Origin of the sequence: Cryobacterium sp. 10I5 (assembly GCF_035019865.1) — a bacterium.
Lineage (GTDB): Bacteria > Actinomycetota > Actinomycetes > Actinomycetales > Microbacteriaceae > Cryobacterium > Cryobacterium breve_A.
Window position 1 is genome coordinate 22686 of sequence record NZ_JASJVI010000002.1, and the last position, 22658, is coordinate 45343.

The 22658-nt window shown below is 67.9% G+C and carries 18 protein-coding genes; 8 read left to right on the plus strand and 10 right to left on the minus strand.

Annotated elements, in window-relative coordinates; all coding sequences use genetic code 11:
* The first annotated feature begins 31 nt into the window (after positions 1 to 31).
* From QN350_RS01050 to QN350_RS01065, 4 genes are all read left to right on the plus strand, one after another.
* Complete coding sequence (locus tag QN350_RS01050; RefSeq protein WP_322139847.1) at positions 32 to 1363, plus strand: MFS transporter; 1332 nt, start codon at positions 32 to 34, stop codon at positions 1361 to 1363.
* A 246-nt stretch (positions 1364 to 1609) separates the two neighbouring features.
* The gene (locus tag QN350_RS01055) at positions 1610 to 2977 is read left to right on the plus strand and encodes an RNA polymerase sigma factor (RefSeq protein WP_281534951.1); all 1368 of its coding nucleotides are present in this window, start codon (positions 1610 to 1612) and stop codon (positions 2975 to 2977) included.
* 6 nt (positions 2978 to 2983) lie between these two features.
* On the plus strand, positions 2984 to 4246 hold the full coding sequence (locus QN350_RS01060) for a MurT ligase domain-containing protein (protein WP_322139848.1): 1263 nt from the start codon (positions 2984 to 2986) through the stop codon (positions 4244 to 4246).
* Positions 4247 to 4249: 3 nt separating this feature from the next.
* Entirely contained in the window at positions 4250 to 4978 is a 729-nt protein-coding gene (locus QN350_RS01065; RefSeq protein WP_322139849.1) for a hypothetical protein, read from the plus strand.
* 79 nt (positions 4979 to 5057) lie between these two features.
* On the opposite strand, the gene QN350_RS01070 is transcribed toward QN350_RS01065, so the two are convergent.
* The 7 genes from QN350_RS01070 to QN350_RS01100 form a co-directional block, all read right to left on the minus strand.
* Positions 5058 to 5291 carry a hypothetical protein gene (locus QN350_RS01070; RefSeq protein WP_134531803.1) on the minus strand — a complete coding sequence of 78 codons (234 nt, stop codon included), beginning with the start codon at positions 5289 to 5291 and terminating at the stop codon, positions 5058 to 5060.
* Between the two features lie 120 nt (positions 5292 to 5411).
* The gene (gene cls / locus QN350_RS01075; protein WP_322139850.1) at positions 5412 to 6866 is read right to left on the minus strand and encodes a cardiolipin synthase; all 1455 of its coding nucleotides are present in this window, start codon (positions 6864 to 6866) and stop codon (positions 5412 to 5414) included.
* Between the two features lie 10 nt (positions 6867 to 6876).
* Complete coding sequence (locus tag QN350_RS01080) at positions 6877 to 7932, minus strand: AI-2E family transporter (protein WP_322139851.1); 1056 nt, start codon at positions 7930 to 7932, stop codon at positions 6877 to 6879.
* On the minus strand, positions 7929 to 9524 hold the full coding sequence (locus tag QN350_RS01085) for a leucyl aminopeptidase (RefSeq protein WP_322139852.1): 1596 nt from the start codon (positions 9522 to 9524) through the stop codon (positions 7929 to 7931). Before QN350_RS01085 ends, QN350_RS01080 begins: the two co-directional genes overlap by 4 nt.
* Before the next feature lie 7 nt (positions 9525 to 9531).
* Positions 9532 to 9834 (minus strand): SHOCT domain-containing protein, encoded by a 303-nt coding sequence (locus QN350_RS01090; protein ID WP_322139853.1) that lies wholly within the window; start codon positions 9832 to 9834, stop codon positions 9532 to 9534.
* A 54-nt stretch (positions 9835 to 9888) separates the two neighbouring features.
* Positions 9889 to 11451 (minus strand): SLC13 family permease, encoded by a 1563-nt coding sequence (locus QN350_RS01095; protein WP_322139854.1) that lies wholly within the window; start codon positions 11449 to 11451, stop codon positions 9889 to 9891.
* Positions 11452 to 11502: 51 nt separating this feature from the next.
* Positions 11503 to 13176 (minus strand): MFS transporter, encoded by a 1674-nt coding sequence (locus tag QN350_RS01100; protein ID WP_322139855.1) that lies wholly within the window; start codon positions 13174 to 13176, stop codon positions 11503 to 11505.
* Positions 13177 to 13406: 230 nt separating this feature from the next.
* Between QN350_RS01100 and QN350_RS01105 the strand changes: the two genes are divergently transcribed.
* The 3 genes from QN350_RS01105 (at position 13407) to QN350_RS01115 (ending at position 17339) form a co-directional block, all read left to right on the plus strand.
* On the plus strand, positions 13407 to 14378 hold the full coding sequence (locus QN350_RS01105) for a helix-turn-helix transcriptional regulator (RefSeq protein WP_323502699.1): 972 nt from the start codon (positions 13407 to 13409) through the stop codon (positions 14376 to 14378).
* A gap of 31 nt (positions 14379 to 14409) precedes the next feature.
* Complete coding sequence (locus tag QN350_RS01110; RefSeq protein ID WP_322140423.1) at positions 14410 to 16491, plus strand: DNA topoisomerase IV subunit B; 2082 nt, start codon at positions 14410 to 14412, stop codon at positions 16489 to 16491.
* Between the two features lie 71 nt (positions 16492 to 16562).
* A complete protein-coding gene (locus tag QN350_RS01115) occupies positions 16563 to 17339 on the plus strand; it encodes an SDR family oxidoreductase (protein WP_322139857.1) in 777 nt (258 codons plus the stop codon).
* Positions 17340 to 17359: 20 nt separating this feature from the next.
* Here QN350_RS01115 and QN350_RS01120 read toward each other — a convergent pair whose 3' ends face one another.
* Together QN350_RS01120 and QN350_RS01125 are read right to left on the minus strand one after the other, a co-directional pair.
* A complete protein-coding gene (locus QN350_RS01120) occupies positions 17360 to 18064 on the minus strand; it encodes an SDR family NAD(P)-dependent oxidoreductase (RefSeq protein ID WP_281534961.1) in 705 nt (234 codons plus the stop codon).
* 75 nt (positions 18065 to 18139) lie between these two features.
* Positions 18140 to 20689, minus strand: coding sequence for a DNA topoisomerase IV subunit A (locus QN350_RS01125; RefSeq protein WP_322139858.1), 2550 nt, complete (start codon positions 20687 to 20689; stop codon positions 18140 to 18142).
* A gap of 107 nt (positions 20690 to 20796) precedes the next feature.
* Between QN350_RS01125 and QN350_RS01130 the strand changes: the two genes are divergently transcribed.
* Positions 20797 to 21960 (plus strand): alkaline phosphatase family protein, encoded by a 1164-nt coding sequence (locus tag QN350_RS01130; RefSeq protein WP_322139859.1) that lies wholly within the window; start codon positions 20797 to 20799, stop codon positions 21958 to 21960.
* A 74-nt stretch (positions 21961 to 22034) separates the two neighbouring features.
* On the opposite strand, the gene QN350_RS01135 is transcribed toward QN350_RS01130, so the two are convergent.
* The gene (locus QN350_RS01135; protein WP_322139860.1) at positions 22035 to 22643 is read right to left on the minus strand and encodes a DUF3043 domain-containing protein; all 609 of its coding nucleotides are present in this window, start codon (positions 22641 to 22643) and stop codon (positions 22035 to 22037) included.
* Positions 22644 to 22658 lie beyond the last annotated feature (15 nt).

Genomic DNA, 22658 nt, shown 5'->3' on the forward strand with positions numbered 1-22658 from the left:
CCACCCACCCGGACCGGATAGATTGGGAGCAATGAACTCCCGTCGCTCCTGGCTCATCTTCTCCATCGGGTCTTTCGCGTACCTATCGGCAGTCCTGCAGCGCACGTCGCTCGGCGTCGCCGGTGTCGCGGCGTCTGAGCGCTTCGGCGGCACCGCCGCGCTGCTCTCCAGCCTCGCCGTCGTGCAGCTCGTGGTCTACGCCGCGGCCCAGGTTCCCGTCGGGGTGCTCATCGACCGGTTCGGACCGAGGATCCTCGTGATCGTCGGGACAACGCTCATGATCGGCGGCCAGGTCACCCTCGCGTTCTCGACCGATATCACCGCCGCCGTCGCCGGCCGGATGCTCGTGGGTGCGGGAGACGCCGCCATCTTCATCTCCATGATCCGCCTGATCGGATACTGGTTCGACGGCCCGCTTGTGCCCCAGCTCTCACAGTGGCTCGGCAACATCGGCCAGCTCGGCCAGGTCCTCTCCGCGGTTCCGCTTGCCTGGGTGCTGCACAGCTTCGGCTGGACGCCCGCGTTCCTGTCCGCGGCCTCCGTCGCCGTGGTCGCCCTCGTCGTCGTGATCGCCGTGATCGAGGACCGGCCGACGGGATCGACGGACGAGGCTCGGCCGACGAGCCTGCGAGAGGCGCTCGTTCTGCTCAAGAAGAGCTTCCGCAGGCCGGGAACGCAGCTCGGCTTCTGGTCGCACTACGTGACGCAGTCGCCGGGAACCGTCTTCAGCATGCTCTGGGGCTTCCCCTTCATGGTGTACGGCCTGGGCTACGACCCCGGGCTTGCCGCGTCGATGCTCATGGTGCTCGTCGCGGCCGGGATGGTGTTCGGTCCGGTTCTGGGCATCCTCACCGCCCGGTTCCCGCAGCGCCGCAGCAATATCGTGCTCGCCGTCGTCATCCTGATGGCGGCGGCCTGGACCGTCGTCCTCGCCTGGCCGGGAACCCCGCCGTTCTGGCTCATCGTCGTGCTCCTCGTCACCCTCGGCATCGGCGGGCCCGGCTCCCTGATCGGGTTCGACTTCGCACGCAGCTTCAATCCGAAACGCAGCCACGGCTCGGCCAACGGCGTCGTGAATGTCGGCGGCTTCACGGCGAGTTTCGTGATGGTGTACCTGATCGGAGTCCTGCTCGACCTGCAGAACGGCTGGCGGGTCGCCGGGGGAGCACCGAGCAACCTGTACTCCCTGGAATCCTTCCGGGTGGCCTTCCTCATTCAGTTCCTGGTCGTCGGGATCGGCGTCGTGTTCCTGCTCCGTGCCCGGCGCCGCACCCGGTTCCTGTTGTCCCGCGACGAGGGCGTCGAAGTGGCGCCGCTCTGGATCGCCGCGGCCCGGGCCCTGCGGCGCCCGCGTTCGCGGTAAGCGTGTCCGAGAGGCCGCGCACTGGCTCGGTATATACACAAAGCATGCAATAATTGTCAATAGGGCCCGTTCTGGTCCTGGGTGCACCGTTACCAGTTGATGGTGCGCGGCCCGGGACTTGACATGGGTCCTAGTACTGCCCAAAATCCATATCTGCCCGGCTTGGCGCACGAACCGTTTCCCCCGGTTCACCGCACCGGCGGGCAGCGCCGCCGGTGCACACCCGACGGCATGAGAGGTGTTCGAATGGCAACCCGCACAAAGACCGAGCCAACCGAAGAGACCACCGTTGCCGAGGCGGATGCCGCGACGAAGGTTCCCGCCAAGGCCCCAGCCCGCAAGGCACCGGCCAAGGCCCCCGCCATCAAGCGCGCGCCCACCAAGGCCGCCGTCGCGAAGGCCGCAGCAGCTGCCGCCGCGTCCGATGCCGCAGCCGTCGCCGCCGCCGGCTCAGGCCATGACGACGATGACGATGACGAGGACGAGCACCGTTCGCCGCGCAAGCGGGCCGGCGCGAAGTCCAAGGCCGGCGCAGACGACCACGACGACCTGAACGGTCACGATGAGGTCGAGGATGACCACAACGACGATGACCACGGCAAGAAGACGCCGACGGAGCCCCTTCCGAGCGGTGCACTCGTCCTGTCCCTCGTCGACGACGAGGACGAGGTCCCCGTCTACTCGAGCGCCATCACCGGTGCGACCGCCGACCCGGTCAAGGACTACCTGAAGCAGATCGGCAAGGTCGCCCTGCTGAACGCGGCCGAAGAGGTCGAGCTCGCGATGCGCATCGAGGCCGGGCTGTTCGCCGAGGACAAGATGTCCCAGATGACCGACGCGGAGAAGAAGAGTGCCCTCGGGCGTGAACTGCTCTGGGTCGCCAAGGACGGCGCGCGCGCCAAGAGCCACCTGCTCGGCGCGAACCTGCGCCTCGTCGTCTCCCTCGCCAAGCGCTACACGGGCCGCGGAATGCAGTTCCTCGACCTGATCCAGGAAGGCAACCTGGGGCTGATCCGCGCCGTGGAGAAGTTCGACTACACCAAGGGCTTCAAGTTCTCCACGTACGCCACCTGGTGGATCCGCCAGGCGATCACGCGGGCGATGGCCGACCAGGCCCGCACCATCCGCATTCCCGTGCACATGGTCGAGGTCATCAACAAGCTCGCTCGCGTGCAGCGCCAGATGCTCCAGGACCTCGGTCGCGAACCCACGCCGGAGGAACTCAGCCGCGAGCTCGACATGACCCCTGAGAAGGTCGTCGAGGTGCAGAAGTACGGCCGCGAACCGATCTCCCTGCACACCCCGCTCGGCGAAGACGGCGACAGCGAATTCGGTGACCTCATCGAGGACACCGAGGCCGTCGTCCCCGCGGACGCCGTCGGCTTCACAATGCTGCAGAAGCAGCTCGAGAGCCTGCTCGACTCGCTCTCCGAGCGCGAGGCGGGCGTGATCCGGATGCGCTTCGGCCTCGGCGACGGCATGCCCAAGACGCTCGACCAGATCGGTGACACCTTCGGGGTCACCCGCGAGCGCATCCGTCAGATCGAATCCAAGACGATGGCCAAGTTGCGTCATCCGTCCCGGTCGCAGTCACTACGCGACTACCTCGAATAGAATCCCGTGCGCTATGCACCGGCGATCCTGGTCGGCCGAACTGTGCGGGTCCTCGCGCGCTGGCGAAAGCCGGGCGGGGGATCCGCCGTTCCCGGCCTCGTCGTCAACAAGATCGCTCCGGGGTTCCTCGCGAGCGTTCTGAACAGTTTCCCAGACGGTCTCGTCATCGTGTCCGGATCGAGCGGCAAGTCCACGACCACCAAGATGCTCGTCGCGGCTCTGCGCGCGCACGGCGTCGCAGTGTTCACCAATCAGTCGACCGCGAACATCAGCCAGGGACTCACCTCGGCCCTGCTCGAGGAGGTCAGCCTGTCCGGCCGGATCCACGGCGACATGGCCGTGCTCGAGATGGATGAGGGCCATGGTGCACTCATCTCGGCGACGCTCAACCCCCGGGTCGTCGCGCTCACGAACGTCATGGTCGACCAGATCGACCGTTTCCACGACTCCGACATGGTCGTGGCCATGCTCGCCAGGATCGCGAACCGTGCGAGCGGGACCGTCGTCATCAACGCAGACGACGCATCCCTCACGGGACTTTCCGAACGACTCGACGGGCCGGCCGTCATCGCCCGCTACGGGGTGACTGCCGAGGTCCTCGCGGAGAACCCGCGCGGCCTGGGCTACAGCCTGACCGCGTCAGAGCGGATGCCGGCCGCAGGCGGGGTCCTGCTCACGAGCGTTTCCGGGCGCTCGGCTTCGGTGCTTCTCGAGGGCGCGAGCTTCGATCTCGAACTGCCCGCCCGCGGCGTCCACTACGCCGTGGACGCACTCACGGCCATCGCGGCCGCCCGGGCCGCGCTCGGGGACCGCTTCGACGCGGCAACGGCCTGTTCCGCCGTTTCCACGATCCCTCCCGTCTTCGGCAGGGGGGAGATCGTCACCGTCCGGGGCCACCGGGTCGAGTTCGTGCTCGTGCAGAACCCGGCGAGCTTCCAGCTCAACGTCGACAGCCTTGAGCCCGGCCTCGACCAGGTCCTCGTCGCCATCGGGTCCGATGTTCGCGATCCCTCGTACTTCTGGCCGGTGGATACGTCCGCGCTGGGTCGGGTGTTGATCGCGTCGGGTTCGAAAGCCCACGATATCGCGCTGCAACTCGCTTACGACGGGGTGATCGTGGACCGGATCGAACCTGACCTCGGCCGCGCGCTCGACGACTTCCTCGCCTTGCCCGATCCGGTGCACGGCATCAAGACCATCATCTTTTCGGCGGACTCGATGCGGCGCACCCGCGCACACCTCGGCCTCGCCTCGAACCGGGAGGGTTGATCCATGCGCGCACTCACGATCCTGTCCGTTCTTCCCGAACTTCTCGACACCAACGGGGACGCCGCCAACGCCCGGGTGCTCGCACAACGCGCCCGCTGGGCCGGTTTTGAGGCGACCATCGTGCCGGTCAGGTCCCTCGACGACCTCCCGAGCAAGGTCGACGCGATCGTGATCGGTTCCGGCAATGACTCCGACCTCCTCGAGGCCCGGGATCTGCTCGCACCGCTGGTCAATGCGTTGCGCGCCTGGACCACGGCTGGCGTCCCCGTGCTCGCGGTCGGAACCGGCTGGGAACTACTGAGCTGGGGAATCGAGCTCCCAGACGGTACCGTCGTCGAAGGTCTCGGCCTTGTGGCCGGGCGCGCGGTCCCGCTTGCGGTGCGCGCGACGGACGACCTTGTCGTCGAATCCCCGTTCGGCCGGCTCGTGGGCTTCGAGAACCACGCCCGCAGTTACGTCGGCGCTGAGGCATCCGTTCTCGGCCGGGTGCTCAGCGGGATGGGCAACGGGGCGAAGACGGAGGGCCTCCGGATGGGGAGCTTCCTCGGCACCCACCTGCACGGCCCGGTCCTGGCCCGCAATCCTGGTCTTGCCGACCACATCCTCTCCGCAGCCGTGACGCGGGCGGGGGGCGTGTACGTGCGCGCGGAGCGCGCGGCGGACGTCGATGCGATCGCGGAGGCCGCGACCGACGTCGTGGTCTCCGCCCTGAGCCTCGCCGCCGACTCCTAGCGGGCACGCGGGCACACAAAAACGGCGCCGCCGCGACCACTGTCGCGCCGACGCCGTTTCGGGTCGTACTGCGGTCTCGCTACGAGCGCTGGTCTTCGAGGAGCCTGCTGGACTCGTCGTGCCAGCTGTCTGCGATGGCGGAGAGCTTTTCCTGGTGCTTCCGGCCGTGGTGGGCGCAGAACATCAGTTCGCTGTTGTTGACGCTGACGCGAATGTACGCCTGCGCGCCACACGCGTCACACCTGTCGGCGGCCGTGAGTTGGTGAGTGGCGCTCTGGTTGTCGATGGCACCATGTGCTGCGATCTGGGACATTCTTTTCCTCCTCCAGACTGATACCAAGCGATACCAATTGAACTAGGTCCTATCCAAACACGGCCGCGCCCCGATCGGGAGTCGATTCGGTTACATTTCGCTTACCGCGTAGCGGATTGCTCACTGCAGTGACGAGGTGAGTCTCGCGAGGCTGTCACCGACCTTCTGGGCGACAGGCCGGGCGAGCCAGTCGGCAAGGTCGAGCCTGACGCTGTTCGCCCGGTAGTCGTCCTCGACCAGTCGCATGCTGTCGGTGAAGTCCCGTCCGTGCACGAGCACCGAGATCTCCATGTTGAGACTGAATGAGCGGATGTCCATGTTGCTGGATCCGATCACGGCGATGTCATCGTCGATCGTGAAATGCTTGGCGTGCAGCACCGTCGGGGCTCGGTAGAGGTAGATCGAGACGCCTGCGCGAAGCAGCGCCTCGTAGTATGACCGCTGGGCGTGGTAGACGAGGGCCTGGTCGCCGATGGCGGAGACGAAGAGCTCGACGTCGAGGCCACGGGAGGCCGCGGTGATGATCGCAAGGAGGGTGGACTCCTCCGGCACGAAATACGGGCTCGTGATGCTCACGCGGCGTTCGGCCTTGTGGATCAGGAGGGCATACAGCTTGAGGTTGTTGTCGTTCTCGAAACTCGGCCCGCTCGGGACGACCTGCGCATCCAGGTACTCCGTGCGGGAGTCGACGAGCACCGGGGTCGTGTCGAGGGGAAGAAGGACATCTGTCTCGCTGTACCAGTCGGTGACGAAGACGGCGTCGAGTTCACGGACGACGGGACCGTCGAGTCGAACCATCAGCTCGTGCCAGCGCAGGCCTCGCGCGAGGTTCTTCTTCTTCAGGTAGGTCGGGTCGATCAGGTTCTGCGAACCGGTGAAACCGATCCGACCGTCGACGACGACGAGTTTGCGGTGGTTGCGCAGGTCTGGTCGCTGCCACTGCCCCCGGAACGGCCGGAGCGGGAGCATGGCGTGCCATTCGGCGCCCATGTCCGACAGGGCGGCGAGCGTCTCCGCGCGCCGGGGCAGGAGGAACCCGGACAGATGGTCGGAGAGCACCCGGACGGCGACGCCTCGCGCGGTCGCGCGGCGCAGTGCGTCGAAGAACGGCTCCGTCACGCTGTCGAGCACCAGGATGTAGAACTGGACGTGCACGTACTCCGTCGCCGTGTCGACGGCCGCCGTCATGGCCGCGAGAGAGCCTTCGTAGTCCGGGAGCAGTTCGGCCCGGTTGCCGCCGACCATGGGGAGCGCCCCCAGGTTGAGGTTCAGCGAGACCGCGGACGGGAGCCACTGCGGCCACTGGTCGCGGTGGCTGACCTGATGGAAGCCTTCCGTCCGGGAGAGGATGAGCTCGTTGACCTCGCGTTGCTTCTCCCGACGGCGTGCGGGGAGCCGCCCGAACCCCACGAGCAGGAAGGCGATGGCTCCGAGATAGGGGATGAAGACGATCGTGAGCACCCAGGCGATCGCGCTCGAGGGGGTTCGATTTGCCGACACCAGCACGGTCGCCGTGAAGCCGACGATGACGTGCACGAGGATCAGGACGAGGGTGATGGTTTCGAAATCCTGCATAGCGGGCGCCTCAGCGGGTGTTCTGGGCCGGCACGACGACCTTCTTCATGATCAGGAGGACGGAGGCGCTCGTGGGGCAGGCGATGAGAGCTCCGAGTAGTCCGAGCAGTGTGCCACCGACGAGCGCGCCGATGAACACCAGCGACCCGGGAATGCTGATCGCCTTGCCGACGATCCGCGGCGTCATGACGTAGGACTCGATCTGCACGTAGACCAGCATCACGACCAGCACGACGACCGCCGTAGACGGGGAGCTGAAGAGCGCGACGGCCGTCACGATGACGGTGTTGATCACGGGACCGACAAGCGGGATCAGGGTGATCGGGAAGGCGAGGGCGGCCAGGACGGGTGCGAACGGCACTCCGCAGGCCGTGAGAAGAATGAAGGTGAAGACGGCGTTCATTGCTGCGAGGATCACCATTCCGCCGAGGTACTTGCCGACAGAGGCGGCGATCGTTTCGGAGAGCTCGATGAAACCGGCACGTTTGCTCTTCGGGATCAGGGAGTACACGCCTTCCTTGATCGTCTCGAGGCTCGACACGAAATAGAGCGTCAGCACGACGACGAAGATGGTGCCCGCCGTCCCGTTCAGAATGCCTGCCCCGACCCTGAGGGCGCCTCCTCCGACGAAAAGCCAGACGGTGGGGTCCCCGGTCGCCGCGATGAGCCAGTCGAGAGCCGGGGTGAGCGCCCCGCCGAATGCGGCGTTGACCGAAACGAACCAGTCCTGGTGCTCGACCTGATCGAGTCCCTTCGGCAGGTAGGCGGCGAGCTGGCCGGCCTGGGTGACCAGGATCGGCACGATCAGCCACGCCAGCAACCCGATTACGAGGACGAACGCCCCGAGGACGGTGAGCACGGCCCCGGTGCGGGAGAACCCCCGGCCCTCGAGGCGCTGAACGACGGGGTAGAGGCCGAGGCAGATGAAGAGTGCGAGGAAGATCAACGTGATCGCGGTGCTGAGCGAGATCACCGCCGAACCGAGAAGGAGGGCGAGGAGTACGCCGAGCGTGGCGATGAACCCGGTCTTGAACGGGCCTCCCGAGAGGAGCCTGGTGTCGTTCACCGGCCCTGCTTGCCGTTCGCTGCGGCGTTGCCGTTCGTTGCAGCGTTGCCGTCGACCGCGAAGTTCAGAGCGAGGTCGATGAGCAGCCGGGTGCCGAACCCCGTCGCCCCCTTGGGGTTCCACAGCTCATCTGTTTCCGACTGCATGGTCCCGGCGATGTCGAGGTGCGCCCAGGGCACGTCCTTGACAAACTCGGCGAGGAACAGGGCCGCAGCCGTCGCCCCGGCGTACTTGCCTCCCATGTTCGACAGGTCGGCGACGTCGGACTTCAACTGGGGCCGGTAGCGGTGCTCGAGCGGCAGCTGCCAGATCGACTCCGCGGTCGCGCGCGACGCGGCGATGGCGCGGTCGACGAGGACCTGGTTGTTTCCGAAGACGGCGGCTGTGTGCGTGCCGAGGGCCATCAGCGCCGCCCCGGTGAGGGTGGCGACGTCGACGATGCCGTCAGGGTTCTCCTCGCCGGCCAGGACCAGGGCGTCGGACATGACCAGCCGACCCTCGGCATCCGTGTTCTTGATCTCGACGGTGGTTCCGCCGCGGATGGTGAGGACGTCGCCGAGCTTCATTGCTGAGCCACCGGGCATATTGTCCGTGCACATCAGGAAAGCGGTCACCGACGACGCACAGTCCAGTGCGCGGAGGGCCGTCATCATCGCCAGGACGGCGGCGGCGCCTGCCATGTCCATCTTCATCAACAAGTGCATCGGGTCTGAGGGCTTCAGCGAGATCCCACCGGAGTCGTACATGATTCCCTTGCCGACCAGGGCGAGGTGAGCGGGAGCTGCCGCGGTCTCCGTCGGAGGAGGGGAGTACGTCACCTTGATGATCCGCGGCTCTTCGACGCTGCCGGCATTCACACCGAGGAGACCGCCACAGCCCAGTTCGATGATCTGCTGCTTGTCGAAAACCTCGACGGTCAGCCCATGTTCGACGCCGAGGGCGATCGCGACGGTGCCGAGATCCGTGGCGGTGAGGTGACTCGGTGGAGTGTTGGCGAGGTCGCGGGCGAGATTGGTGGCCCTGGCGGTGATCTCGCCGATGCGAACCCCGGCTCTGACCTGATCCGCGACCCCGGAGCCGGCATTCGCGACGTCGAGGATGATGTCGAGAGTGACGAGCGGGCGATGGTCGGAGGACTGCTGTAGCTCGACGTACCGGTACCGGGCGAGCAGGACCCCTTCTACGACGACCTGGCCGATCGTCGAACCGGCGAGAGGAAAGGTGTCGCCGATCGTGAGTGCGATGCGGGCATAACGAGAAGCCGCTCGCGCGAAGGTGGCCGCGACCTCGCGCAGGAGATCGACGTCACGGCCCTCGGCTGGTCCGGCGCCCACGACGAAGAAGACCGGGCCGGCCGGTTGGGGCAGAAGCAGGGTCTGCCCGGTGCTGCCCGTGAAGCCGGCCGAGTCGAGGGTCGCCCTCTCAACGCCGAGCGCTGCGGGAAGCACCCCGTCCGGGCCGACGAGGAAGCCGACGGCGTCAAGACCGACCGGGATCTCGGAGACGACCAGGATTCCGACGGTGGATCCCGGAGCCTGCGACGGCGTCGGGCTGAACGATTCCGGGATGAGCTTGTACGTGCCGAATGTCATGCGCGGTCTAAGCGATCGCCTGGGCCTTGAGGAGGGCGAATTCCGCATCGGTGAGGGCACCGGATGCGTGCAGTGCCGCGAGGCGCTCGATCTTGCTGATGATGTCCTCCTGGGGCGTCGCGACCGGGACCGCGACGGGTGCCGCCGCAGCAACGGGTGCCGCGACGGCCGGGGCTGCTGCGGTAGCGGCCGCCTGTTTGCGGGCTGCGGAGCCGTGAACGGCATTGCTCGTTGCGCTTGCTGTCCCGACGATGACGGCAGTGCGTGCCGCACTTGCCGCGAGTCCGCGTGAACGTCGTCCGAATGCCATGGTGTTCCTCTCGAGTGATTCAACTGGGTGGTGGTGGTGGTGGAGCGGGTCAGGTCACGGGTGGAACGGCCAGAAAACGGGGACCAGGAAGGTGGCCACGGCGATGAAGAGCAGCAGAAGGGGCAGCCCGAGCTTCCAGTAGTCTCCGAACCGGTACGCGCCCGGTCCCATCACCATGGTGTTGGCCGGGGTCGCGACCGGCGTGAGGAACGACGCCGCGGCGGCGACAGTGACGCCCATCAGCAGGGGGAGCGGCGAGATCCCGGTTTCGGTCGCGATGGCGATGGCGATCGGACCGAGGATCAGGGCGGTAGCCATGTTGCTGATCAGTTGCCCGAGCACGCTCGTGACGACGGCGATGCCGAGGAGGAGCAGGTACGGGCTCGAGGTGCCGACGGCGGCGACGAGGCCGTTCGCGATGGCGTCGGCCGCACCGGATACCTGGATCGCGGTCGACAGCGGAATCATCCCGCCGACGAGGATCAGCGTCGTCCATGAGATCGAGCGGTGCGCCTGGGCCACGGTGAGCACCCGCAACAGGACCATGGCTGCCGCAGCGGTCAGGGCCGCGACGGCCGCAGGCACGATTCCGGTCGCGAGCAGGATGACCATGCCCGCCAGGATGACGAGGGCCGTTTTTGCGCGCGGCCCCATCGGCACGGCCTGGCGGCGGATCAGCTGCGGTGCGTCGACCACGACGACGTTGGGGTCCGCGGTGTTCTGGTCGAGCGCGTCCCAGGTGCCGCGGAGCAGCAGAACGTCCCCTTCGGCGAGGACGGCGTCGGTCAGGTCCTCCCCGCTCCGCTGGATCGCGATCACGACGAGTTCCCCGCTGTCCGTCACCATACCCCTGAAGACGCTGTCGCCGACGAACGACGAACGGGGTGCGATGACGACCTCCGTGACACCGCTCTCCCGGCTGAGCAGGCCTCCGACGTCCGAGAGCGAGTACTGCGCGGCGAGGGTTCGCGCGTGGTCGCTGAGGTCCTTGGGCGCGACCTGGGCCGTTCGGTTGGGCAGAAGCCTCGGGCCGAGGAAGACGGTGATCAGTATGGTCCCGACGAGGAGCGGGACGCCGACGAGGCCGAATTCGAAGAAGCCGAACGGGGCGTGTCCCGTGCTCACCGCGAGTTCGGAGACGAGCACGTTGACCGGGGTTCCGGTCAGGACGAGCAGGGACCCGGCGTGTGCGCCGAAGGCGAGGGGCATCAGCATCTGCGATGGAGGCTGCCGAATCCGGATTGCGAGCACGACGACCATCGGGAGCAGGGATGCGACGGCGCCGTTGACGCTGATCAGGGCGGTCACGACAGCGACGAGGAGCATCACGAATGTCACGATTCTGCGACGGCCCGTTCCGGCGCGTTTCGTGAGCTGCTGGCCCGCCCAGGTGGTCACCCCGGTCGCGTCGAGTGCTTCGCTCACAACGAACAAGGCTGCGATGAACACGATGACCGGGTCGCCGAACCCCGCGAAGGTCTGCTCGAAGGAGAGCACGCCCGTCACGAACAGCGCCAGGGCAACGCCGATGGCGACGATTTCCACCGGAACCGCGTTCCAGACGAAGAGCACGATCGCGGCGAGAAGCACGATCAGGGTGATCGAGATATCGCTCACGGGTGAACCCCGCCATGCCGGTAGGTGACCTCGCCGCGTGGCCTCGTCATCTCAGCGCTCCGAGTGGTCCAGGTCGGCGTCATCGGTTTCTGTGCCGCTCGAGAGGATGGCGGGGATGTCCCCGGGGAGGTAGCCCGGCATCCGCCCGGCGGGGATGATCGCCAGGAGCGCGATGCCGGCGAGGCCGAGGAGGGAGATCTGCAGGGCCCGCAGCCGGGCGTCTTCGTTGATGGCGATGCCCTCTGCAATCTGGTCCGGGGTCGCGGATGTCTGGCCCAGGACGGCCTCGAGGTGATCGTTGGTGACGAAGTTCACGCTGTCGAGGGGCACCTGCGCCGTCAGTTCCGGAGGCAGCGTCGGGGTGCTCGCGACGCTCGACGCGATGATCGACCCGAGGATGCCGACGGCGAAGACGCTCGCAACGGCAATGCCGACACTGCCGGAGATGTTGTGCACGAGGCCGCGCCAGGCGCCCACGTCCCCGGCGAGGCGTTTCGGGGCGGCGGAGAGCAGGGTGTTGAACACGAGGGCGACGATCGCGCCCTGGCCGAGGCCGAGGATGATCAGGCCCACGATCACGAAGAACTGTTCCCAGTCGTTGCGGATCGTGAAGGCGAGCAGGGTGAGCCCCGCCGCGACGACGATGAAACCCACCCGCGCGATCCGGTGCGGCGGGTACCGCTTGTACAGGGTGGCCACGACCGAGCTGGCGATGAAGATCGAGAGGGTATACGGGATGATCGAGATCGAGGTCTGGAAGCTCGACCGTCCCTGCACGATCTGGATGTAGAGCGGAATCAGGAAGTTCGCCGCCGTCCCTACGAACAGCATCGCGGCCATCGCGAACGTCGTCGCCTTCTCGGGTCCCGACTTCAACACGTCGAGGTCGAAGATCTGCGGAAGATGCGCGGCCTTCCTCCTGCGCAACCACACGAAAAACCCCTGCCCGCCGATCGAACCGAGCAGGATCAGGATCGGCGCCGGCGACACCCCGAGGATCGCGAACGGTGCTGCGGGCGTCGCAAGGAGCACGCCCCAGGAGTTCAGGCCGCTGAACCCGAAACTGAGCAGGATGATCGACCCGGCCGCGAGGAACGCGCCGACCCAGTCGATCACGACGGCGGGCTGGGGCGGTACGACCTTCAACCGGAAACTCAGCAGCAGGTTCACCACCGCGAGAACCACGATCAGGGCGAAGGAATACCGCCAGCCGATCGTGGACGCGAACGTCCCCGCGATCAGGAGCGCGAGCACCCCGGCCGCGGGAATCGCCGCCGCGAGGAACCCGATCGAGCGGGCCTGCTGCTCACCGGAGTAGTTGGCGGCGATGAACACCACGAGCGCCGGGGCGATCAACGCGATCACCGCGCCCGACGCGGCCTGCGCGATGAACAGCATCGCCGGGCTCACACTCAACGCCACAGCCGCCATCGCGAGCCCGTGGATCACAACCGCGATCTGAAACACCCGTCGGGACCCGAACTTCGCACCGAGCTTCGCCCCGAGCAGGATGAACGCCGCCATCGCGAACGTGCCCGCCGTGATCGCCGTCCCCACACTCGTCGCCGGAGTATTGAGATCCGTCGTGATGCCCTGCATCGACACCGTCAACGCATTCACCGCGAACGACGCCTGGATCTGCGTGAGCACGACCACGATCAACGGCAACCACGACGCTGTGGCCGTGCCGGCGGTACCCCCTGGTGCGACGGTCTGTGAGGACACTGGTCACGCTCCCAACTGATTTCTGTTCGAGTGGTTGTCAGACTAGGGCCACGGTTTCGGGGGGTGGCGGAGTTGGCGCGAGACTGCGTCTGTGCTGGCGCAAAACCGCTGCGGGGGGTGCGAGGGAGTGACGCGGCAGTCCGGAGTCAACCCGTGAAGCATTGTGTTCCCGTTTGGGGGGCGATAGCCTGCCGTTCTCGAGCAGATCTCAGTCAGGGGTTCGGATGTGGGTGCCAGTGCCAGGCGACGCGGTGCGGCAGCTCACGGTGCAGTCCGGCATACCCGTCCCGCTTCCCGACCACGCTCTCGGCTCCCTCGCTCAGCGCCTCGAGGTTCCGGCTGCGGGCGTGTTCCATTTTTCGGCGACCAGGAAGGCGATCGGCAACACGACCGTGACGCTCGCCACCCAATCGGCCTTCCGGTATTCCGGGGGCACCGATTCCACCGCGAGCGCCCTGCACGTCGGCTTCGTTCTCAACGGCAGCATGACGATCGGACTCGGTACGCACCCGCCTCAGCGGTTCAGCCCGATCAGCGCCTACGTGATGCCCGCGGGGGTCGCGTCGTCCGTCCAGGCCACCGAGGTCACGAGGGGACTCGGCATCCAGCTGCCCCAGGCCCGCCTGACCGCGCGGGGGATCCAGCTCGAGGACGAACGTCTGCGCCTCGAACGGTCGGCGTCTCTCGCGGCGCCCTTGCGGGTCCTGGCCCTCGCGGTCGTCGAAGCTGCCTGGACACCGACGGCCATCGGAGCATCGGTCACGGAGAGGACGATCGAGGACCTCGTGGTCGGCATGTTCCTGGAGGGCGAGGGGTATGCGATGGACAGCGTCGACCTCCGGGCGGGCCTGCGCATGCGCGCCGTCGCCCACATCGCTGCCAGGCACCGGAACCGGGACCTCAGCCCGTCCGTCGTGGCCGCGCAGCTGGGGGTGTCCCTGCGGCACCTGCAGCGGGCTTTCGAAGGCGGCGGCAGCACCGTCGCAGCGGAGATCAGCCGTTGTCGCGCCGAGTCGGCCGCACAGTTGCTGCTGGCACCACGCACGGCGGGGCTCACGATCGCGGACATCGCGACACGTGCCGGCTACACCTCCGCTTTTGAGCTTCGCGCCGGGTTCCGCGCCCGCTATGGCGTCCTGCCGTCCCAGTTCCGGATCGGCGACATCCCGCAGCCGGCGACACGACGATCCGGACGTGCATAGTCCCCGGTCCCCGGCCAGTATTCTTGGGATGGTGAGTTCTTCTGACTATTCCGCCCGCCACCTCTCGGTCCTCGAAGGCCTCGAGGCCGTGCGCAAGCGCCCCGGGATGTACATCGGCTCGACGGACTCCCGGGGGTTGATGCACTGCCTCTGGGAGATCATCGACAACTCCGTCGATGAGGCGCTCGGCGGTTTCGGTGCCGGGATCGACATCGTGCTGCACCCGGACGCGAGCGTCGAGGTCAGCGACACTGCACGCGGTATCCCCGTGGACATCGAACCGAAGACCGGACTGACCGGCGTCGAGGTCGTGTTCACCAAGCTGCACGCCGGCGGCAAGTTCGGCGGCGGTTCCTATGCGGCATCGGGCGGCCTGCACGGAGTCGGCGCGTCCGTCGTCAACGCCCTCTCGGAGCGCCTCGACGTGGAGGTCGACAGGGACGGCAAGACCTGGGCGATGTCGTTCCACCGCGGTGAACCCGGACTGTTCGCCGACACCGGGGAGAAGAGCCCGGACGCACCCTTCACCCCCTTCGAGCACCAGAGCGAACTCCGTGTGATCGGCAAGGTCCGTCGCGGTGTCACGGGAACCCGCATCCGCTATTGGGCCGACCGCCAGATCTTCACCAAGGGCGCGACGTTCCAGACCGAGGAACTGCTCGAACGGGCCAGGCAGACGGCGTTCCTCGTTCCCGGGCTCGCCCTGTCCATTGACGATCGCCGCGGCGATGAGCCCGTTGTCGAGGTGTTCCGGTTCGAGGGCGGCATCTCCGAATTCGTCGAGCACCTCTCAACGGATGCCGCCATCACGGACACCTGGCGCCTCACCGGCCACGGCACATTCACCGAGACCGTTCCGGTGCTGATGCCGACGGGCGCCATGGTCCCGACCGAACTTGTCAGGGACTGCGCCGTCGATATCGCGCTTCGCTGGGGGACCGGCTACGACACGATCGTCCGCAGCTTTGTGAACATCATCGCGACCCCCAAGGGCGGCACCCACCAGGCCGGTTTCGACGCCGGGCTGATCAAATTCCTCCGGGCGCAGGTCGAGCTCAACGCGCGCAGGCTCAAGATGGGCTCAGACAAGCTGGAAAAGGACGATGTGATGGCGGGGCTCACCGCCGTGCTCACCGTGCGCCTGCCCGAGCCGCAGTTCGAAGGACAGACGAAGGAGGTCCTCGGAACGCCGGCTGTGCGCGCGATCGTCGCGAACGTCGTCGCGCAGGCGATGAACGAACGGTTCGTCTCGACCCGGCGCGACGACAAGACCCAGGCGGCCGTGCTGCTCGACAAGATCGTCGCCGAGATGAAGTCGCGTATTTCCGCGCGCGCCCACAAGGAGACGCAGCGGCGCAAGAACGCCCTGGAGAGCTCCTCGCTGCCCGCGAAGCTCGTCGACTGCCGCAGCAACGACGTGCTCAACAGTGAGCTGTTCATCGTCGAGGGCGACTCGGCGCTCGGCACCGCCAAGCTTGCGCGCGACAGCGAGCATCAGGCGCTTCTGCCCATCCGGGGAAAGATCCTGAACGTACAGAAGGCGTCCGTCGCCGACATGCTCTCCAATCTCGAGTGCGCCTCGATCATCCAGGTGATCGGCGCCGGCTCCGGCCGCAGCTTCGACCTCTCGGCGGCGCGCTACGGCAAGGTCATCATCATGAGCGATGCGGATGTCGACGGCGCTCACATCCGCACCCTGCTGCTGACCCTGTTCTTCCGGTACATGCGCCCGATGATCACCGAAGGGCGGGTGTTCGCCGCAGTGCCGCCCCTGCACAGGGTGGTCGTGATGAACCCGGGCTCGAAGCCCAATGAGACCATCTACACCTACTCGGAGCCCGAACTGCACAGCGTGCTCGCGGCCCTGAAGAAGAGCGGCAAGCGGTACCAGGATCCGATCCAGCGGTACAAGGGGCTCGGCGAGATGGACGCGGACCAGCTGGCGACGACGACGATGGAGAGATCGCACCGGATGCTCCGCCGCGTGCGGGTCGCCGATGCCGAGCAGGCCGGCAAGGTCTTCGAACTCCTGATGGGCAACGACGTCGCCCCGCGCAAGGAGTTCATCATCGACAGCTCTGACAAGCTCAGCAGGGACCGCATCGACGTGTAATGCCCGATCTGCGGTGATATGGTCACCGCACACTGCCGGCATTGGCGCCGGCCGGACGGAGGGCGCAGCAGATGAACACTCAGGCGGACCAGGCACCGTTCCAGCCGGCACGATTCAGCGGCCGGACCATCATCGTGACCGGGGCGGGCAGCGGCATCGGAAGGGCGACGGCGCTCCGGCTCCTCAGTGAGGGCGCCCGGGTCATCGCCGCCGACATCTCCGCCGAGCGACTCGCCGTGCTGCAGGAGGATGGCGGAAGCGATCGGCTCGTCGGCGTGACCGGCGACGTGAGCCTGCAGGCCGACGTCGACGCGCTCGTCCTGGCCGCAGGCCCCACGGTCGACGGGCTGGTCAACAATGCCGGGATCATGGACTCGTTCCTGCCGACCGCCGAGATCACCGATGAGGTCTGGGACCGGGTCTTCCGGGTCAACGTGACGTCGCAGATGCGGCTGATGCGCGCCGTGCTTCCCGGCATGGTCTCGGCCGGTTTCGGGCGAATCGTGAACATCGCAAGCGAGGCGGGCATCCGCGCCGGGGCGTCCGGCACGACGTACAGCGCGTCCAAGCATGCCGTGATCGGACTGACCAAGAGCACTGCGCTGTTCTACGGGCCGAAGGGGGTGCGGTGCAACGCGGTCGCTCCCGGCGCGGTCAAGACGAACATCGAGGCTCCGTTCCTCTCCGCGTGGGCCGCTGAGCGCCTGGGACCGATCATGCAGACGACCATTCCGGCCCCCGCGGAGCCGGAGGACCTCGCCGCGTCCATTTGCTGGTTACTGAGCGAGGACTCACCCAACGTCAACGGCGCCGTCCTGATGTCCGACGGCGGCTGGTCGACGATCTAGCGAACGCCGGTCTGCCGCGCTCAGGCGGGTGGGGCGAACGCGGAACTGGGCAGGTCGCGCTCCCCGGCGGCGATGGCGGCGACGATCCGCGCCGCGACGTCCCCTGGGTGCAGACCGGCAGGGAAGGCGGGCGCGACGCCTGAGATCGGGTGGTCGGCGAGACCTGTTTCGGTGTGGCCTGGGCGGGCGTCCATCACGCGGATGCCGCTGCGCCGAAGTTCTCGCCCTGCGGCCTGGCCGAATGCGGCGAGGGCGGCCTTGGACGCCGAGTATGCAGCGAGGCCGGCGGTCGGACTCTCGCTCACGACGCCGCTGAGGGTCACGAAGAAGGGTTCCCTTCCGGCGGCCGCGGATGCCGCGAGGCTGTCCGTCGCGGCGCGGAGAAGCCGGATGGGCGCGAGCGCGTTGACGGTGAAGAGTTCCTCGAGGGTGGCGTCCGTGAGCGTTCGGGCCGGCCCGAACGCGACGACACCCGCCGCGTTGACGACGCCGTCGAGCCCTCCGTTGGCCAGGACCGCGCGCGCGACGAGGGCGTCGACGGCCGGAGCGTCGGTCAGGTCGCCCGTGACGATGGTGCCGGGGATCCCGAGGGCTTCGAGCCTGGCCGCGTCACGCCCGGCCAGGACGAGCGTCGCGCCGGCGGCGGAGAGCTGCCTGGCGATTTCGCGGCCGAGGCCGCCCGTCGCGCCGACGACGAGGACGACAGAGCCGGGAAGTGTAGTCATCCGAACACTGTAGCCGGGAGAGCCGGGCGAGCGGACCGCCCAGACCGCCGGGGCCGCCCGGACCGACGGGCGGGATCAGGCGATCCGGGCACCGATCGTGCCGATCAGGGCTTCGAGCATCGTTCCGGAGGCATCGCGCCGTGCCCCCGTCTCCGGAAGGGTGCGCGGCGATCCATCCGGACCGACCGCACGGGCCGGCATCGGACCGACCCAGGCGACCGCGATGGCGTCTTCTCCCTTGAGGAAGCGATGGGCGCGGACGCCGGACGTCGCGCGCCCCTTCGCGGGGAATTCGGTGAACTCGGAGACCTTGGCGCTGCCCGGGTCCGTGCCGGCGAGGGTGTGGCTGGACGCGGCGACGGTGGCGACGACGGCGGTCTCCGCGTCGTCGGCCGGCAGGCTCGTGAAGAACACGGCCCGCGCATCCGCCGCGAGCTTGATCCCGGCCATGCCGCCGGCGAGCCGACCCTGCGGCCGCACCGACGCCGCCGGGAAGCGCAGGAGCTGGGCGTCGGACGTGACGAAGATGAGTTCGTCGTCCTCCGCGCCCTGCACGGCCCCGATCACGGCGTCCTTCGGCTTGAGCTGGATGATCTCGAAGTCCGGCCGGTTGGCCCAGTCGCCCGCGACGACGCGCTTGACGGTCCCGAACGCCGTTCCGAGTGCGATGGAGCGGTCGGACTCGAGGGACACGAGCGCGAGCACGGTCTCGGACCGGTCGGTCAGGCCCAGGTAGTCGGCCACGCGTACGCCTGCCCCGAGCTGGATGGACGTGGGAGGCATCACCGGAAGGTCGACCGGTGTGAACCGGATGAGCCTGCCGCGGCTCGTGACGGCGCCGACTTCGGCGCGGCTCGTGGTGTCGAGGGTCCCGAGAACGGCGTCGTGCTTGCTGCGGCGCTGGGTCGGCACGGTCCTGGTGCGGGGCGCGGATGCCGCCTCACCGGTCTCGGTCAGGGCGGTTTCAGTGTGGAGCGGATCGAGATCGAAGGGGTTGTCATCGGCGGGCTCGATAGCGGCGAGGTCGACCCTGGCGATGCGGCCGGTCGCACTCAGGTAGACCCGGGTCGGCGTGTCGGTGAGTTCGAGCACCGGGGCGTTGCGTTTGGCGACGGCGCCGGCGATGCTCGGCTTGGCCTCGGTGAGGAGGGTACGGCGCGGAGTACCGAACTTCTCGGCGACGGCGGCGAGCTCGTCGGAAACGAGGGTGCGGATGGCCTGCTTGCTCCCAAGCAGCTTTTCGAGAAGGGCGATCTCGGCGAGGAGCTGGTCGCGTTCGGCCTCGAGTTCGATCTGGGAGAAACGGGTGAGGCGGCGCAGCCGGAGTTCGAGGATGTACTCGGCCTGGATCTGGCTCAGCTCGAAGACGTCGATCAGGCGGGTGCGGGCCTGCTCGGTGTCGTCGCTCGTGCGGATCACCTGGATGACCTCGTCGATGTCGACGATGGCGACGAGAAGGCCCTCGACGAGGTGCAGTCGTTCCTTGCGCCTGGCCAGGCGGTAGGCGCTGCGCCGGGTGACGACCTCGATCCGGTGGTCGACGTAGACGGAGAGGAGCTCGCGCAGGCCAAGGGTCTGCGGTCCGCCGTCCACGAGGGCGACCGCGTTGATGTTGAAGGAGTCTTCGAGGGGGGTGTACCGGTAGAGCTGCTCCAGAACGGCCAGGGGGCTGAAGCCGGTCTTGATGCCGATCACGAGCCGCAAGCCATGGGTGCGGTCGGTGAGGTCCGTGACGTCGGAGATGCCGCTGAGCTTCTTGGACGTAACGCCGTCCTTGATCTTTTCGATGACCCGCTCCGGGCCGACGAGATAGGGGAGTTCGGTGACGACCAGGCCCGATTTCCGGGCCGTGATGGCCTCGACGGACACCTTTGCGCGAGTCTTGAAACTGCCGCGGCCCGTGAGGTAGGCGTCCTTGATCCCGGCGAGGCCGACGATCGTGCCCCCGGTCGGCAGATCGGGACCCGGCACGTATTCCATCAGCTCGTCGAGCGTCGCGTCGGGGTGGGCGAGCAGGTGCCGGGCCGCGCCGACGACTTCGATGAGGTTGTGCGGCGCCATGTTGGTCGCCATACCGACGGCGATGCCCGCTGCCCCGTTGACGAGCAGGTTCGGGTACGCGGCGGGGAGCACGTCCGGCTGGGTCAGCTGGTTGTCATAGTTCGGGACGAAGTCGACGACGTCTTCGTCGAGGTTCTCCGTCATCGCGAGGGCGGGGGCTGCGAGGCGCGCCTCGGTGTACCGCGGTGCGGCGGGGCCGTCGTCGAGGGAACCGAAGTTGCCGTGGCCGTCGATGAGGGGCACGCGGAGGGTGAAGGCCTGGGCCATTCGCACGAGCGCGTCGTAGATGGCGGTGTCGCCGTGCGGGTGCAGCTTCCCCATCACCTCGCCGACGACGCGCGCCGACTTCACGTGGCCCTTGTCCGGACGCAAGCCCATCTCGGCCATCTGGTAGAGGATCCGGCGTTGCACGGGCTTGAGGCCGTCCCTCGCGTCCGGGAGGGCACGGGAGTAGATCACCGAGTACGCGTACTCCAGGAACGATCCCTGCATCTCCGTCGAGACGTCGACGTCCTCGATGCGTTCGGTGAAAGCTGCGGGCGGGGTAGCGGGTGTGCGGCTCATTCGTGAATTCTGCTCGGGGTGCTCCGGTGGCAGGACCAGCGGCACGATCGGGTGGGCGCGCAGGCTGCGCGCCAGTGCAGGGCCCGGTCCGTGACAGACTTGACCCAATGCCCCCCATGCTACCGGCCCGCCAATTCAGTGCGCTGCGCCTTGCCGACGTCCTGTCAAGTTGCCTCTCGGCGGTCCTCGGCCGGGAGAATGCACTCCACCTCGCTGCCGTCGACAAGGCCGTCGTCGTGCTCGTCGACGGCCTCGGTGTCAGCTCGCTGCGTGCCAGGGCCGGCCATGCCCGCTACCTCACCTCGAAACTGACCAGGGCCGGGGTCGTCGACACCGTCTTCCCCGCCACGACCGCAGCCGCGATCACCAGCCTGACCACCGGGGTCGAACCCGGCCGGCACGGGCTCGTCGGCTACCGGGCCCTCGACGCCGCCAACGACAGGGTCGTCAACCAGCTGAGCGGCTGGGACGACCGGATGCCGCCGGACACCTGGCAGCGGACCCGTACCATCTTCGAGCGCGCCACCGACGACGGTGTGCCGAGCTTCACCATCGGCCCGAAGCGGTACGCCCACTCCGGCTTCACCCTGGCGTCCCTCCGCGGCGCCCGCTACGTGCCGGCGGAGGGCATCGCCGATCGGTTCGCGGCGGCCCGCGCCCTGCTCGATGCCGAGCCGCGCGCCCTCGTCTACCTGTACGTGCCCGAACTCGACGTTGCAGCGCACGCGCACGGCTGGGAGTCCGCGAAATGGCTCGCGGCCCTCGAAGCCCTCGACTCCGCGGCGGGACGCTTCGCTGCCGGACTACGCCGGGACGAGGGGCTCATCGTCACCGCCGACCACGGTGTCCTCGACGTTCCCGCCACGAAACACGTGCTCTTCGACAGCGTTCCCGAACTCGTCGCCCCGGTGCGGCACATCGGGGGAGACCCGCGCTGCCTCTACCTGTACCTCGACGAGACCGCCGGGGAGGCCGCAGGGTCCGGATCGGAGGCAGCGACCGCGCTGGCGGAGACCTGGCGCGAGGTCGAGGGCGAGCGGGCCTGGATCTTCACGCGTGCGGAGGCCGTCACGGCCGGACTGTTCGGCAGCGTCGACGACGAGGTCCTGCCCAGGATCGGCGACGTGATCGTCGCAGCACGGAAGGCCGTCGCATACTACGACTCCCGCGAGCCGAACCAGTCGGCCAGGTCGATGATCGGCCAGCACGGTTCGCTCACGGATGAGGAACTGCGCGTCCCCGTGATCCGCGACGGTGCGTTCGGAGCGTAGCCGCGGCATCCGCCGGGGAACGCCTCAGGCCCGCCCCCCGAGGGGAACGGGCCTGAGGAAGGGCAGAAGGAGGCTCAGGCGGGGTACTGGCCGCGCTTGACCTGGGGCTTCGGAAGCCGCATCGCTCGCAGCTGGAGGGCGCGCATCGCCGCGTACCAGCGCACGCGTTCCGCCTTGGCGTCGCCGAACTTCGCCTTGACCTTGCGGGTCAGGGTGAAGCCGAGCAGGACGCAGTCCACGACGGCGATCAGGAAGAAGGCCCAGAGGGCGAGGATCCCGTAGGTCTGCACGTTGCGGTCGGGGAAGAAGGTGAGCAAGATGACGAGGAACATGACCGGGATCATGAACTCGCCGATGTTCACGCGGGCGTCCACGTAGTCGCGCACGAAGCGCTTCTGCGGGCCGCGCTCGCGGACGGGGAGGAACTTGTCCTCACCGGCGGCCATGCCGATCCTGGCCCTGTCGCGGGTCTCCGCGGACTTGGCACGTGCCTGGCGTGCGGCGAGCTTGCGGTCGTCCGGCACGAGGGGGCGCCGGTTGGCGGCCTCCTGCTCCTTACGGCTCGGCGTCGGCTGGCCTTTTCCTTCCGGGTGGCCGGCGGGGCGGGCGGCGGCGAGGCGCGCCCTCGTCTCGTCGATCGATTCAATCGGCGATTGTGCGTCTGGGTTCACTGGCTTGGCCACATCAGTTCCTTGCAA